At 73.9% G+C, this 13,816-nt stretch carries 11 protein-coding genes; 3 read left to right on the forward strand and 8 right to left on the reverse strand.

Annotation, left to right across the window (positions count from 1 at the left end; genetic code table 11):
- Positions 1-32 precede the first annotated feature (32 nt).
- Both mxcH and WMF20_RS22670 read right to left on the reverse strand, forming a co-directional pair.
- Complete coding sequence (mxcH, locus tag WMF20_RS22665; protein ID WP_437616722.1) at positions 33-2,720, reverse strand: TonB-dependent siderophore myxochelin receptor MxcH; 2,688 nt, start codon at positions 2,718-2,720, stop codon at positions 33-35.
- A gap of 3 nt (positions 2,721-2,723) precedes the next feature.
- A complete protein-coding gene (locus tag WMF20_RS22670; protein WP_207218062.1) occupies positions 2,724-2,954 on the reverse strand; it encodes a hypothetical protein in 231 nt (76 codons plus the stop codon).
- A gap of 526 nt (positions 2,955-3,480) precedes the next feature.
- On the opposite strand from WMF20_RS22670, the gene WMF20_RS22675 reads away from it, so the two are divergent.
- Both WMF20_RS22675 and WMF20_RS22680 read left to right on the forward strand, forming a co-directional pair.
- A complete protein-coding gene (locus WMF20_RS22675) occupies positions 3,481-4,746 on the forward strand; it encodes a condensation domain-containing protein (protein WP_437616723.1) in 1,266 nt (421 codons plus the stop codon).
- A gap of 78 nt (positions 4,747-4,824) precedes the next feature.
- Positions 4,825-6,090 carry an MFS transporter gene (locus WMF20_RS22680; protein WP_437616724.1) on the forward strand — a complete coding sequence of 422 codons (1,266 nt, stop codon included), beginning with the start codon at positions 4,825-4,827 and terminating at the stop codon, positions 6,088-6,090.
- Here WMF20_RS22680 and WMF20_RS22685 read toward each other — a convergent pair.
- From WMF20_RS22685 to WMF20_RS22710, 6 genes are all read right to left on the reverse strand, one after another.
- The gene (locus WMF20_RS22685; protein WP_437616725.1) at positions 6,068-6,523 is read right to left on the reverse strand and encodes a TlpA family protein disulfide reductase; all 456 of its coding nucleotides are present in this window, start codon (positions 6,521-6,523) and stop codon (positions 6,068-6,070) included. The two genes, WMF20_RS22680 and WMF20_RS22685, sit on opposite strands and share 23 nt — an antisense overlap.
- Positions 6,513-7,088 carry a peroxiredoxin gene (locus tag WMF20_RS22690; RefSeq protein ID WP_129576314.1) on the reverse strand — a complete coding sequence of 192 codons (576 nt, stop codon included), beginning with the start codon at positions 7,086-7,088 and terminating at the stop codon, positions 6,513-6,515. Before WMF20_RS22690 ends, WMF20_RS22685 begins: the two co-directional genes overlap by 11 nt.
- A gap of 191 nt (positions 7,089-7,279) precedes the next feature.
- Positions 7,280-8,302, reverse strand: coding sequence for a hypothetical protein (locus tag WMF20_RS22695; RefSeq protein ID WP_437616726.1), 1,023 nt, complete (start codon positions 8,300-8,302; stop codon positions 7,280-7,282).
- Between the two features lie 306 nt (positions 8,303-8,608).
- The gene (locus tag WMF20_RS22700; RefSeq protein ID WP_437616727.1) at positions 8,609-9,403 is read right to left on the reverse strand and encodes an SDR family NAD(P)-dependent oxidoreductase; all 795 of its coding nucleotides are present in this window, start codon (positions 9,401-9,403) and stop codon (positions 8,609-8,611) included.
- A gap of 399 nt (positions 9,404-9,802) precedes the next feature.
- Positions 9,803-11,182 (reverse strand): OmpP1/FadL family transporter, encoded by a 1,380-nt coding sequence (locus WMF20_RS22705; protein ID WP_437616728.1) that lies wholly within the window; start codon positions 11,180-11,182, stop codon positions 9,803-9,805.
- Positions 11,182-12,504 (reverse strand): OmpP1/FadL family transporter, encoded by a 1,323-nt coding sequence (locus WMF20_RS22710; protein ID WP_437616729.1) that lies wholly within the window; start codon positions 12,502-12,504, stop codon positions 11,182-11,184. Before WMF20_RS22710 ends, WMF20_RS22705 begins: the two co-directional genes overlap by 1 nt.
- Before the next feature lie 51 nt (positions 12,505-12,555).
- On the opposite strand from WMF20_RS22710, the gene rlmN reads away from it, so the two are divergent.
- Positions 12,556-13,797, forward strand: a complete 1,242-nt coding sequence (rlmN, locus tag WMF20_RS22715) for a 23S rRNA (adenine(2503)-C(2))-methyltransferase RlmN (protein ID WP_272829078.1) — start codon at positions 12,556-12,558, stop codon at positions 13,795-13,797.
- Positions 13,798-13,816 lie beyond the last annotated feature (19 nt).

Consider the following 13,816-nt stretch of genomic DNA (forward strand, 5'->3'; position numbering starts at 1 on the left):
GACAACTCTCCTTCTTTCGATCGATCACGTGGTCACAGGTCGAGGACGAGCTTGGCGTAAGCCGCTCGCCCGGGACGCTGTACACCGAAGAAATCAAAGGCTTTTTCGTCTGTGAGGTTGCGGACCTCGAGGCTGCCGCTCACCGAGCGTCCGCCGCGCTGCACCGCGTAGCCGAGCGTGAGCGCGTGCAGGAGCTGCGGCTCGACGGCGTGCTTCTCGTCCCCGGCGCTCTGCCAGCCGAGCAAGAACTCGCCGACGTAACGTGTGCTCCAGGTCAGCGACAGCGCGTCGTGCGGGTGGAACGGCTCGGGCCACGTGAGGCGCGCGGAGACGTCGGCGAACAGGTAAGGCTGGTTGAGCATGCGATCGCCCTTGAAGCGGGCGAGCGGGCCTGTGCCGGTCGTGTTGCGGAAGTCCTGCCACGTGAGCTGGCCGTCGAGGGCCACGAAATCGCCCGGCGACGTCCACCCGACCGACGACTCGAAGCCCACGGACCGGGCCGACGGGAAGTTCTCGTACTTGGCGTAGCTGGCCTGTCCGCCCAGCCGGATGAGATCCTCGACGAAGCGGCCGAAGCCGTTCACGTCGAAGCGGAGCTCCCCGAAGCCGATCTCCGCGCGCTCCAGGGTCACGCCGGCGTTCACGTTGTGGCTCGCCTCCGGCGCGAGGTGCAGGCTGTCGGTGATGACGCCGCCGTCGCCGAACAGCTCCTCCGCGCTGGGCAGCCGGGTGGCCAGCTCGTACGAGGCCTTCGCGTAGAGCGCGTCCGTGAAGCGGAAGCGCAGGCTGTCGCCGATCCCGAGCCGGTGGCGCGTCAGGTCGAGATCGCGGAGGACGCCGTTCGGGAGCACCTCCTTGGTCCCGATCACCTGCGCATAGCCCTTGAGGAAGGCGATGTTCGCGAGCCGGCCTTCGAGCCCCTTCGCCTCGTACTCGACGCCTGCCACGCCGCCGAGCAACCCCCGCCGCGCGGTGAGCGGATCGTACCCCTCGCGGATCGCGATGTTCTTCCCGGTGCGGGTCGCGTACGTCGGCGACACCCCGAAGCGCAGGAGGTGATCCGGCGCGGCGCGGTAGGCCAGGCTCACGGTGGCGAACGCCGAGTGCTGGAGGACGGCCTGATCGGCCGCGCGGCCCATCTCTCCGCGCTGCGGGAGCGTCGCCACGCAGCGACCTCGCCAGTCGTAACGGCACGTCGCGAGATCGCGGAAGACGGTGCGCGCGAGCGCATACCCCGCCACGGCGTCGAGCCGGAGCCCCTTCGAGAGCGGCTGCGCATACCGCACGTGACCGCCGCCGGACTGCCTGCCGTAGGTGACCTCGCCGTAGGGCACCGTCATGTACAGGTTGTGCTGCACGTCGCGGTCGTGCGCGGTGTAGAAGGCCCGCAGGAGCAGCCGATCGGCCCAGGGCCGCCGGAGCCACCCGCCCTCGATCGAGCCGCCGGCCGCGCGGTAGCGGTCGTGGAACCGGCGGACCTCGGCGCGCGAAAGGCGCCCGCTCGCGTCGACCACCTCGACGTCCCTCATCGGGTAGTCGTTCCGCGCGTGATCGGCGAAGGCGCTCGCGCGCGCGAACAGCCCGCTGGGCTCGTCGGCGTGGCGCGCGCTCAGGGTCATCCGGTACGTGCCGAAGGAGCCGACCTGGTAAGACGCCGAGCCGCCCGTCCCGCGGGTCTCGCGATCGGTCACGAGGTTCACCGCGCCGCCGAGCGCGTCCGCGCCGAAGCGCACGGGCACGACGCCGCGGTAGATCTCGACCCGCTCGACGAGGTTGACCGGGACGCTGGCGATCCCCGCCGAGTAGCCCGACAGCGCGAGCGGCACGCCGTCGAGGAAGAAGCGGATCTGGTCGCCGGTGAGGCCGTTCAGCGAGAAGCGGGCCGCGGAGCCGAGCCCGCCCCCGCGGCGCACGCTCACGCCCTCGGAGCGGGCGAGCACCTCGCCGAGATCCGCGGACTGCCGCCGCGCCAGCGCGGTCTCGACGACCTGCACGGCCTCCGCGGATCGGCGCAGCCGCTCGGCCTCCGAGGCGCCGCGCACGCTCACCTCGATCGGCGGGGCCGCGGCCAGGGGCACGAGGCGCATCGTCGCCTCCGCCTCCCGCCCGGAGGCGGCGGGCGGCGATGCGATCGGCGCCGCCGTGGCGGGCGGCGATGCGACCGGCGCCGCCGCGGCGGGCGGCGCGGGCAGCCGGAAGTCGTAGCGGTAGAGGATGCGCGCCGCGACGCTCCGGTCGCCTCGCCGGGCGGGCCGGAAGCGGAAGCGCAGCGCCGCCTCCTGCGCGGCCTCGTCGAACCCGTGACCTGCGGGCGACGCGACGTCCGCCTGCGTGACGCGCCCCGCCGCGTCGATCGTCAGCTTCAGGACGACGCTCGCCTCCGTGCCCGCCGCGCGCGCCTCCTCCGGATACGCGGCCTCCGCGGGCTCGATGAGCTCGGGCGCGCGCACCTCGAGCGCCGCGCCGTCGCCCGGCGCCCCGCGCCCCGCCTCGCCCTCCGGCGCCGCGCTGCGCTCCTCGGCGCGCGCCTCCCCGCTCGGCGGCGCCTCGTCGCGCGGCCGCGCTTCCTGCGCGGAGGCGGCGCGCGCGCCGCAGAGCAGCAGGGCCAGGATCCAGAACGTCCCGCCGCCGCCCTCGGCGGTCCGCCTCCTGGTCGATCCGGTCCTCGCCCGCGGGGCCGCGATCGGCGCTCGCGTCTCGGCGCTGCTGCGAGCGTGCATGGGTCAGAGCTCGACCTCGGTCTCGGCCGTCGCCTCGTCCCCTGCCGGCGCGATCGGGATGACCACGACGCGCTTGCATCGCCGGCACTTCAGCTCGATGCCGCCGGCCACGTGCCGCGCGAGCATGCTGCCGCAGTCGCAGCGCACGGCGTCGGTCCCCCCATGGCCGGCGACGCCGCAGCGCTCGCACCGGCCGCCGGACGGAGCCTCCCGTTTCAGCGTCAGGTCGTTCATCCCTGGCCCTCTTTCCCGTCCACGGCGATCCCAGAAATGATAATGAAAGTGACTTTCAATTTATCGAGTCGAGCCTCTACCATGAAAATTGCCGGATAGTCAAGGGAAAATCGCTCGCAGCGGAAGCGGCGCCTGGAGCGCCTGGCTCGCCCACCGAGGGCGGCCCGCCTAGGCCGGCGCACGGCGAGCCCGCGAAACCCGGCCCATTCGCCGGCCCGAGCGAATCCGCTTGACGGGATCTACCCGATCCTCTAGCTAATTGAAAGCAGCTTTCACTTTCATGTTCACGTCTTCAACCGGGTGTCGGTTCACCGCTCCGGTGCGCGTGCGCCGGGACCGGTCTCCGGGGCGGCGCGGCGACGCCGGTCGGCCCTGTCGTCCGACGCGCGCGCCCCTCGGGCCTTCGTGCGAACGCGCCAGTCGCGCGCTGCCTCCGCGAGGGACGACGGGACGGCGGCGCGGAGCGAAGACAACAACGACGAGCCACGCGCGCTTCGTGGAAGCCGCGTCCTGAGGTCCTGGATCCATGAGCGTCAGTCACCCCCTCACCCAAGCGCAAGCGGCCATGTGGCTCGACCACGAGAGGGATCCGCAGAGCACCGTCAACAACACGGCGGAGCGCATCGAGCTGCGCGGGCCGCTCGACCTCGATCGGCTCAGGCAGTCGCTCATCGCCATGCAGGGCGAGGCGGAGGCCCTGCACATCCGCTTCTTCGAGCAGGACGGCGAGCCCCGCCAGCGCCTCGGGGAGGCGGCGCAGCCCCCGATCGCGCTGCGCGATCTGACCGGCGTGGACGACCCGCGGCGCGCGGCCGACAGCGAGATCCTGGCGCGACTCGACGAGCCCTTTTCGCTCCAGGAGGGGCGGCTCTACGACCAGACCATTTACCGGCTCTCGCCCGATCACCACATCTGGGTCTTCCGCGCTCACCACATCACCCTCGACGGCTACGGCTTCCAGCTCTGCAAGAGCCGGGTCGCCGAGCGCTACCGCGCGCTCGGGGGCGGCGCGCCGCTCTCTCCGCGGTTCGCCGGCTTCGCCCCGGTGATCGCCGAGGACGTCGCTTACCAGGGCTCCGCGCAGGTCGCGCGGGACCGCGAGGCGCTCATGCGCGTTTACGACGGGCTCGATCTGCCGCCGGTGCTGTTCGAGGAGCTCGGCCTCCTGCGCGGCAACCGCGCGAGCACGGCGCTGCCCGCGCGGCTCGGCGCGAAGCTCAAGAAGCGGGCGATCGAGCTCAAGACCAGCTGGCCCAACCTGCTCTTCGGCATGGTGGCGGCGTTCCACGCGCGCCTGACCGGGGAGCGCGACGTGCTCCTCGGCGTGCCGGTGATGCAGCGGATGGGCAGCGCCGCGCTCAACGTGCCGTGCATGGCCATGAACATGATCCCCGTCCGCGTCCGCGTCGATCCGGGCGCCCCCCTCCCGGAGCTCGCGCAGCGCGCGCGGCGCGCCTTCGACGGCCTGCGCGCCCACCAGCGGTACCACTACCTGCACCTCTGGCGCGACATGGATCACAAGCGCCTGTTCGGCCCCGAGGTGAACGTCATCCCGTTCAACGCGCCGCTCGACTTCGGCCCCGAGCTCGAGGCGACCGTGACCAACGTCGCTTCCGGCCCGGTGGAAGACCTCTCCTTCGCCTTCTCCAGCTGGGGAGACGACATCCACTTCACGCTCGACGGGCACCCGTCGCTCTACGATCCGGCCACCCTCGAGGGGCACCAGCAGGCGTTCGTGGCGGCGCTGGACGAGGGCTGCGACGCGCCCGCCGCGGCCACGCTGGCGTCATGAGCGCCGCCGAGGGACCGCGCGGGGGCCGGGGCGCCGTCGCGACACGGGAGGCGGCCCACGGCCGGGCGCGAGGCGATCATGGCTAGCGCGCGCTCCGAGCGGACGATCCTGCTCCTCGTCGCGGCGGTCCAGTTCGTCAACCTCCTCGACGTCATGATGGTCATGCCGCTCGGGCCGGATCTCGCCGCGGCGCTCGGCATCCCGCTGTCCGATCTCGGCCTCGTCGGCGGCAGCTACACCGCGGCCGCGGCGCTCTCGGGCGTCGCCGGCGCGTTCTTCCTCGACCGGTTCGACCGGCGCAGCGCGCTCGCGGTCGCGATGCTCGGCCTCGTCGTCGCCACGGCGGCGGGCGGCCTCGCCACCGGGCTCTCGACCCTGCTCGCGGCGCGCGTCCTCGCCGGCGCCTTCGGCGGGCCCGCGGCGGCGATCTCCCTCTCGATCGTCGCCGACGTCATCCCGCCCGAGCGGCGCGGCAAGGCCATGGGCGTCGTCATGGGCGCCTACTCGTTCGCCGCGGTGCTCGGCGTGCCGGCCGGGCTGGAGCTCGCGCGGCGCGGCGGCTTCCAGGCGCCCTTCTTCGCGGTCGCCGGGCTCGGGGTCCTCGTCGCGGGGCTCGCGACCGCGCTCCTGCCCTCGATGCGCGGCCACATCGGCGGCGCCGCGGCGCCGGGGAGCGCCCTCCGCGAGCTCCGCGCCCTGCTCGGCCGCCCGCTCGTCGCGCGCTCGTACCTGGCGACCACGGCCCTGATGATGGCGTCGTTCCTGATCATCCCGAACATCTCGGCCTACGTGCAGAACAACCTCGGCTACCCGCGCGAGCGGCTCGGCCTGCTCTACCTCGCGGGCGGCGCGCTCAGCTTCGTCGTGATGCGCACGGCGGGCCCGCTGCTCGACCGGCTCGGCGCGTTCCGCACGAGCCTCTCCGGCGCGGCGCTGCTCGTGGCCGTCCTCTACGCCGGGTTCCACGCGTACGTGCCGGGGCTGCCCGTGCTCGCGGTGTTCGTCGGCTTCATGACCGGCACGACGATCTGCAACATCTCCTACAGCACGCTCGCCTCGAAGGTGCCGCTCCCCTCGGAGCGGGCGCGCTTCGCCTCGATGCAGTCGGCGGTGCAGCACCTCGCGTCCGCGCTCGCCGCGTTCGTGTCCGCCAGGATGCTCCGCGAGCTCCCGGACGGGCGCCTCGACGGCATGGGAGGCGTGGCCGCGCTGGCGATCGCCTGCGCGCTCGTCTTCTGCCCGCTGCTGCTCTGGATCGAGCGCCGGGTCGCCCTCGCGGGCCGCGCCGGGCCGGCGCTCGCCGCGCGGCCGGCCGGGTCGCTCAGCCGCCCTCCTCGCCCGTGAGCTGCGCGAGCGCGCGCTCCAGGTGCGACAGCCCTGCGGCGCCCGCGGATCGCGCCCGCAGCTTCCCCTCGCCGTCGAACAGGAAGTAGGCCGGCCAGAGGCCGTCCGTCTGGAAGCGGTCGCCGATCGCGTGCGCGTTGTCGATGGCGACCGGCTCGTCCATGCCGCTCTCCGCCACGGCGGCCTCCACCCCATCGACGCGCGTGTCGGACTCCTGGCGAGGCATGTGGACCGAGACGAAGCGGACGCCGCGCGGCCCGTATGTGTCCTTCCACGCGCGCAGGGTGGGCAGGTTGTCCTTGCAGAGCGAGCACGACACCGCCCAGAAATGCACGACCACCGGCGCGCCCTCGAGCGCGGCGGGCGTGGGCTCGCCGTGCAGCCAGCGCGTCGCGCCCTCGAACGAGGGCATCGGCGCGCCGCTAGGCAGCACGGCGCTTCTCCGCCGCGATCTCGATCGTGTCCTTGCCCGGCTTCCAGTCGGACGGGCACAGGCCGCCGGTCTGGAGCGCCGCGAGCACGCGGAGGGTCTCGTCGGTCGAGCGGCCGATGTTGAGCGAGTGGATCACGGCGTACTGGAGGATGCCCTTGGGATCGACGATGAAGAGCCCGCGCAGCGCCGCGTGGACGCCCTCGATGAGGACGCCGTACCTGCGCGCCACCTCGCCCGAGTGGTCGGCGGCGATCGGGTAGTTCACGCCCGCGATGCCGTTCTGCTCCCGGGGCGTCATCGCCCAGGCCCGATGGGTGTAGGTCGTGTCGGTCGAGCAGCCGAGGAGGCTCGTGCCGAGCTGATCGAAGTCGGCGCGCCGATCGGCCAGGGCGAGGATCTCGGTCGGACAGACGAAGGTGAAGTCCATCGGATAGAAGAAGAAGAGGAGCCACCGGCCGCTGTGATCCGACAGGGAGACCGTGAGATCGTGGCGGTTCGGGGCGGCGGGATCGAACACGGGGAGCGTGAACGCGGGGGCGGGCTCACCCACTCTGGCGATGGACATGATTCCTCCGTGGGCCTCGTCGAGCGCGAGCTCGATCGGCCGGCGCGCTGGCAATTGCGTCGATCGATGACGTCGATCGATGGCGTCGACGCGGAGGTCGTGGTGCCGGTGCCCGCGGCGTCAACGGCGGCGCGCTGGGCCGCCGGCGCGGGCGGCCGGGGCGGCGCGCCGGGCGGGCGATCCGGGCGCGCTCACGGCGCGGGCGGCGGGAGCGACGCGTCGGCCGGCGCGACGCCGGCGGCGACCGCGGGGTGGTCCTCGCCTTCGCGCGTCCCCGCCGCCTGCGTGACGAACAGCAGCGAGAACCCGGGATGGGCGGCCACCCAGGGCGCGCGCGGCGCGAGCGCGGAGGACGCGCCGAACACCGGCGCCGCCGCGCGCTGGAGCGGCCCGTCGTGACCGAAGCGGGCCGCGAGGCCGATCGCGGAGCGGCCTGCGCTGTCGCGGCCGGCGTAGTAGACGCGCAGGCTCGGGCGGCCCGTGGCGGAGACGGCGAGCACCGGCGCGGGGTCGAAGACGGCGGCGCTGTCGAAGGGCTCGTCCTCGCCCGCGCTCGCGCCGGCGGCCGGCAGGGGCGCCGGCGCGAGCGCGGGGCCGTCGCCGACGCGCTCCCAGGCGAGGCCGTCGTCGCTGCGCGCCTCGCCCACGAAGGACGCGCCCCCCTCGCCCGCGACGACGTAGAACATCCGGAGCGAGCCGTCGGGCAGGCGGACCACGCCGGGGCTGCCGGGAATGGCGCCGCGCTCCCAGCCGCCGTCGCCGTGCGCGGTCGGCGCGAGCACGGGCGCCGGCTCGCGCGCGAAGGCGACGCCGCCTTCGCTGCGGGCGAGGCCGATGCCGCCCTCCGCCGCGTAGTAGAGCCAGATCTCGCCGCCCACGAGGAGCGCCGAAGGGGCCGCCACCGTGCCGCCTTCCCAGGGCAGCTCCGGCGCGAGGACCGTCACCGGCGATCGCCCGAACGAGCGGCCGTCCGCGGCCTCGTAGCGGACGATCGCGTTCGGCGGGGCGCGTGGATCCGGCGGGGCGTCCTCGGGGCGGAGCGTGGCGGCGAAGAAGCCGGCGGCCGCGGGCGTCGAGGGATCGCCGTCGAGATCGATCACCGAGGCGTCGCGCGCGAAGCGCTCGTCGTCGTTCATGACGTGCGGGGCCGCCCTGGAGTTGCCGAGCTCTTCCTGGTCGATCTCCCGGAACGGCCCGGCGAGCGCGTTCGGCACGCTGCCCTCGTCAGCCTCCTCCGAAGGGAGCGTTGCGCAGGAACCGAGCGGCCACGGAACCGCGCAGAGGGCGAGCGCTCGAGGGAGGAGGAGCAGCATCGGCAAGCGCGGGCCGAGGCGTGGTGCAGGCCTGCGTGGCCCCCGAGGTTCATGGATGGGCATGCGGGTCGGATCCTGGAGCACCAATCAACCATAGTGCATCCCCGCAGGGAGCGGCCTGCGAGGGCGGACGGCTCCTCCCCTGCCCGCGCTGGCCGAGGCCATCCAGGCGCAGATGCCCACGTGGAGTCGGTTCGAGGGAGATAGTCACCGGGCGGTGAAGCCGCCGTCGATGAGGAGGGTGGTCCCGGTGATGAGCGACGCGGCGGGCGACGCGAGGAAGACGACGGCGCCCGCCACGTCGACGGGCTCGCCGACGCGCCCGAGGGGGATCCTCGACAGGAGATCGTCTCGAAACGCCTCGTCTTTGAGCCATTTGACGGTGCCCGGCGTCCGGATGAACGTCGGGGCGACCGCGTTCACGTTGATGCCGTACCTGGCCCACTCGACCGCGAGGCATTTGGTCAGGTGCGCGATCCCTGCCTTGGTCATGCAGTAGACCGACTCGGTCGGTAGACCGACGAACCCCGCCTGCGAGCTCAGGTTCACGATCTTGCCGCCGCGGTTCTTGATCATCGTCCGCCCGACCTCCTGGCTCACGAAGAACGTGCCCTTGAGGTTCACCGCGACGGTGAGATCGAAGTCCTCTTCGGTCACGTCTTCTGCGGGGTTCGGCGGGCCGACCCCGGCGTTGTTGACGAGGATGTCGATGCGACCGAAATGGCGGATCGCTTCGGCCACCGCGCTCCTGATCTCCGACGTGCGCGTCACGTCCATTTGCAGCGGGAGCGCGCGTCGGCCGAGGGCGCGTATGGCCTCGGCGAGCTCCCCCGCTGAGCCGATCTCGCGCAGGCCAAGGGCGACGTCCGCGCCGGCGTGCGCGAGGGCGAGCGCGCATGCGTTCCCGAGTCCGCGGGCGGCCCCGGTGACGAGCGCTACCTGACCCTTCAGATCGAAGCGGGGTGCTTCGCCTGATGCGGAAGAAGGTGCATCCGTTGGCATGAGGTCGTCTTGCAAGGACTGGAGCTCGCGTCAAGCGCGCGGCGATGGTGGTGGCTTCGCGGGGAAGCCGCCGAGCTGTCCGGCCCGCGGGGAGGGTGTTCGTCGCCCCGGGGGGGGCCGCTCAGCGATAGCCGCCGATCGGTCGATAGCAGATGACACGGAATCCACTTGCTCTCGTCCAGCGACGAGCCGGAAAACTCGTCATGAAACTCGAGCAGATAGCCGGGCTTTTCGATCGGATTGGCAGGAAAGTCCGCTTGCATAAAAAAATATGAAAAGCAAAACGGTCCGGATGTCAAAGTTGCACGACCCCGCAGGTGGTGAATCGACGTTCCGGCGGAGAACCATCGAGTGCCGCGGCCACCGGCGATTCCCGCGCGATTCACCTCGTTCACGGGATCAGAACGCAGCCGTCACCGTCGCTCCAAGGTTCACCATCGTGCCGTCCGCTCTGTAATCCCCGACGAAATCGGCCGGATTGTCCTTCTCCACCACCACTTCCGGCAGCACGGACAGCTGCCCGTGCACATCGATCCGGAGCGAGCCCGGCAGCTCCGGCAGAGGCCGATTCAAGACCACGCCCGCCCCCAGCGAGAGCGTGTGCCGATCTGCGTCGATGTAGTTCGTCACCCCCCGCTGCGGCGGGACCGGCGAGCGCTCGTAGACGTAGCCCGCGCGGATCGGGATCTCGATCGCGGGCCGCGCGCCGCCCTGCGCGCCCTGCCCGGCCGCCTCGCGCGGGCTCCCCGCCGCGGCGATCACGTACTCGACGCCCAGCCGCGGCACGAGCCGATCCTCGAACCGGAGCGGCACCACGGACGTGGGCCTCGGATCGTCGGGCAGATCGAGCGGCACCTCCGGGGGCGGCGACGCCTCGAGGTGCGCGCGCGCCCTCGCCACCGGGCTCTCGTAGGCCGACCAGTTCACCCACGTGACGTCGAGGTTCACCCGCAGGCCCCGGATCCGCTGGAAGCTCGCCCCCACGACGACCTGCTGCGGCAGGAACGCGTCGACCGTGCGCGACTCGAGCTCGTAGAGGAGCGGCACCTCGATGCCCGCGAAGTCGACGACCCCCTGCAGCCGCGCGTCGATCGACAGCGGGAGCTTCGCCTCCCCGCGGTAGACGAGCCCGACGAAGCCGAGATCCCCGGCGCGCACCCGGGCGCCGAGCTGCGGGTAGCGGATCGACGTGAGATCCGCGTCCACCTCGTGGCGGAGCGCGGAGTCGTAGGGCGACAGCGCGTCGGCGCGGCCCGTCACCGAGAAGCGGCCCCGCGTCGAGGCGAGGAAGGCGACGCCGCCGCCGAGCTCCAGGAACGGGAACGGGCGCACCGCGATGTTCGCGGCGAGGAACAGGATCGAGAGCCGGTCGTCGTAGAGCTCCCAGCGCGGCGTCTCCTGGCGGATCGCCTTGATCCGCGACAGCCCGTCGTCCGGCAGGAACGTCGCCAGCCCGAACGCGAATGGGACGCCGAGCACCTCGCCCGGCGCGACGAGGCCGCCCGACAGCCCGTGGACATCGCGCGCGCCGCTGTCGCGGCCGTTCGCGCGCAGGCCGTTCGACGCGTGGCTGTAGCCGATCGAGAGGCCGAGCCCCGTCGCGCCGGCGAGGCCCGCCGGGTTGTAGTAGCTCGCCGAGAAATCTGTCGCGTCCGCCGCGAGCGCGCCGCCCATCGAGGCGCCGCGCGAGCCGAACCCGTACGCGTCGGGCGCGTGCGCGCGCGCTCGCCCGGCGGCCAGCGCGGCCAGCAGCGCGGCGGCGCACGCGGGCCGGCGCATCAGAACGCCACCCCGAGCGTCGTCCCGCCCGCGACCAGGACGCCCCCCGTGCGCACCGCGCCGGCGCCGCCCGCCCCGCCGCCCGCGGCCGGCGCGCCGCGCTTCTGGTGCGCGCGCGGCAGGAGCAGCTGCACCTCCCCGAACAGGTCCAGCGAGAGCCGAGGCAGCGGCGCGGCGAGCGCGAGCCCGTAGCCGAGCGAGAGCGCGACGCGCGCGTTGTCGTAGAGGTTCGACGCGCCCGTCTGCTCGGGCGCCGGCGACGGCTCGAGGTACGCGCCGCCGCGCGCGTGCGCCGTGGCCCCCGGCCGCAGCGCGAGGCTGCGCTCCACGCCGACGCGCGGCACGACCGTGTCCGAGTACCCCGGAGCCGCGGGCGCCGGCGCCCCGCACGGGCCGGCGAACGGTTCGCCCGTGGCGGGGTCGACGTCCGGGCAGCGCACCGTCGCCTCGACCGGGCCGGGGTACGCCGACCAGCGCTTGTACGTCGCGCCGATCGCCACCTTCCAGGGGCCCTCCACGCGCGCCACCTCGAGCGCGACCTGCGCCGGATCGTACTGCGCGATCCCCGCGATGTGGAGCGGCGGCACGGCGATCCCCCCGAGATCCTCGGCGTGGATGACGACGTCGAAGCGCCCGGCGAGCTCGCCGCGGAACGTGGCCCCGACGCGGTACGCGCCGATGTCGTAGCTCGCGCCGAGGATCGGCCCGTAGCTCGCGACGAGGGTGTCCTCGACCAGCGTGCCCACGCGGCCGGACGCGTCGGTCGCCACCGTCACCGAGCCGGACAGCGCCGCCAGCGCGGCGAAGCCGGCGCCCACCCGGACGCCGTGGCCGAGCGACGCGCCGAGCGCCGCCTGCGCCGCGACCGACTGGGTCCGGTCCGCGACCGGGAACTGCGGCGTCTCCGGGTAGAGGATCCGCCCGCGGACCACCACGTCGAACGGCGCGAAGAAGCCGAGGCCGATCGTCACGCGATCCGCGAGCGCGCCGCCGAACGGGATCGGCACCGTGGCGCCGATCAGGCTGCCGCGCAGCGGCGCGTACGAGAGCCGCCGGCCGCCCGCGCGGAGGTCGAAGATCGCGCCCTCGAGCCCCAGGGTGAGCCGGCGCTCGCGCGACAGCGACAGGAGCGCCGGGTTCGCGTAGACGGCCTCGTAGCCCTCCGCGATCGCGGCGCCGGTCGCGCCCATCGCGCTCGCGCGCGCGCCGAAGCCGAGCACGTCCTCCGGCGACGCCCGCGCGGCGCCGGCCGGCGCGAGGGCGAGCCCCGCCGCGACGAGGGGCGCGAACCCGCGCCGCATCCAGCGGATCGGGCGAAGCATGCGCGGGCGACCGTAGACTGGGCCGCCCTGGCGCGCTAGTCGGTATCCGCCGTGGATCTCCGCCCTCGAAGCAGCTCGGACGAACGTCGCCCTCGCCTCGCCCTCCAGGCCGTGCTGCCGGAGGAGCTCGCCGGCGCGTGCGGCATCGACCTCACCGACGCGCGCCGCATCGTCTCGCTGGCGCACCGCCTCGGGGAGCTGCCCGCGCGCGCGCCCGCGACCGTCCGGCGCGCCGCGCTCGAGGCCGCGCGCTCGGCGGGCGAGATCAGGACGCTCGCGCTCGTGGAGCGGCGCGCGAGCGCCGAGGATCCGTTCGTGAAGTACGCGTTCCGTCTGGAGGACGGCGCGACGATCGAGTCGGTGCGCATCCCGCTCGAGCGGCCGGGGCGGTACTCGGCGTGCGTGAGCTCGCAGGTCGGCTGCGCGCTCGCCTGCGCCTTCTGCGCCACGGGGCGCATGGGCCTCGCGCGCAACCTGGAGGCCTGGGAGATCGTCGAGCAGGTGCGGCTCATCCGCCGGGATCTCGGCGCCACCGTGGGCGGCGGCGCGCGCGTGCACGGCGTGCTGTTCCAGGGCATGGGCGAGCCGCTCGCCAACGCCGATCGCGTCATCCAGGCGATCCGGGTGCTCTCGGAGCCGAGCGCCCAGGCGATCGACATGCGCAACATCACGGTGTGCACGGCGGGGCTCCCGTCGGGGATCCGGCGGCTCGCGGCCGAGGTCCCGGGCGTGCGGCTCGGCCTCTCGCTCGGCTCGGTCCGGCCCGGCAGGCGGCGCCACCTCATGCCGATCGACGGCGCGCACCCGCTCGACGAGGTCCTCGCCGCCGTGGGCGAGCACGCGCGCGCGACCGGGCACGCGCCGATGTGGGCGTACACGCTGCTCGCGGGCCAGAACGACGCGGACGAGGACGCCGCGAGCCTGGCCGCGCTCGCCCGCGGCTTCGCCGCGGAGCACGGCATCTCTCCTCGGCTCAGCCTCATCCCCTACAACGCGATCGGCGCGGCCGACGGTCCCCTGCCCTCGCCCGGCGGCGCCGAGGGCGGCGCCGCGCCGGCCGATCCGTTCGCGCGCTCGGCGCGGCTCGATGCGTTCCGCGCGGTCCTCTCCGCCGCCGGCGTCGGCTCGATCGTGCGCTACTCGGGCGGCGGCGACGTCGGCGCGGCGTGCGGGCAGCTCGCGCGGCCTCCGGCGGAGGCGCAGCGGCCAGGCGGCCGCCGGGCGTCCCCCCGGCCCGGCGCGGCGGCGGAGGCTGCCGCCGTCGGGCCGAACGCGCCGCCGCGGCCGGCGTGAGGGTCGCTATGGATCCCCG

The sequence above is a fragment of the Sorangium sp. So ce834 genome, assembly GCF_051521425.1.
GTDB classification, from domain to species: domain Bacteria; phylum Myxococcota_A; class Polyangia; order Polyangiales; family Polyangiaceae; genus Sorangium; species Sorangium cellulosum_D.

Bases quoted from the DNA above. Each gene is read 5' to 3' on its own strand.
- WMF20_RS22680 (WP_437616724.1), top strand. From the start codon at position 4,825: ATGGCTAGCGCGCGCTCCGAGCGGACGATCCTGCTCCTCGTCGCGGCG.
- WMF20_RS22690 (WP_129576314.1), bottom strand. From the start codon at position 7,088: ATGTCCATCGCCAGAGTGGGTGAGCCCGCCCCCGCGTTCACGCTCCCC.
- WMF20_RS22700 (WP_437616727.1), bottom strand. From the start codon at position 9,403: ATGCCAACGGATGCACCTTCTTCCGCATCAGGCGAAGCACCCCGCTTC.
- WMF20_RS22675 (WP_437616723.1), top strand. From the start codon at position 3,481: ATGAGCGTCAGTCACCCCCTCACCCAAGCGCAAGCGGCCATGTGGCTC.
- WMF20_RS22705 (WP_437616728.1), bottom strand. From the start codon at position 11,182: ATGCGCCGGCCCGCGTGCGCCGCCGCGCTGCTGGCCGCGCTGGCCGCC.
- mxcH (WP_437616722.1), bottom strand. From the start codon at position 2,720: ATGCACGCTCGCAGCAGCGCCGAGACGCGAGCGCCGATCGCGGCCCCG.
- WMF20_RS22670 (WP_207218062.1), bottom strand. From the start codon at position 2,954: ATGAACGACCTGACGCTGAAACGGGAGGCTCCGTCCGGCGGCCGGTGC.
- WMF20_RS22710 (WP_437616729.1), bottom strand. From the start codon at position 12,504: ATGCTTCGCCCGATCCGCTGGATGCGGCGCGGGTTCGCGCCCCTCGTC.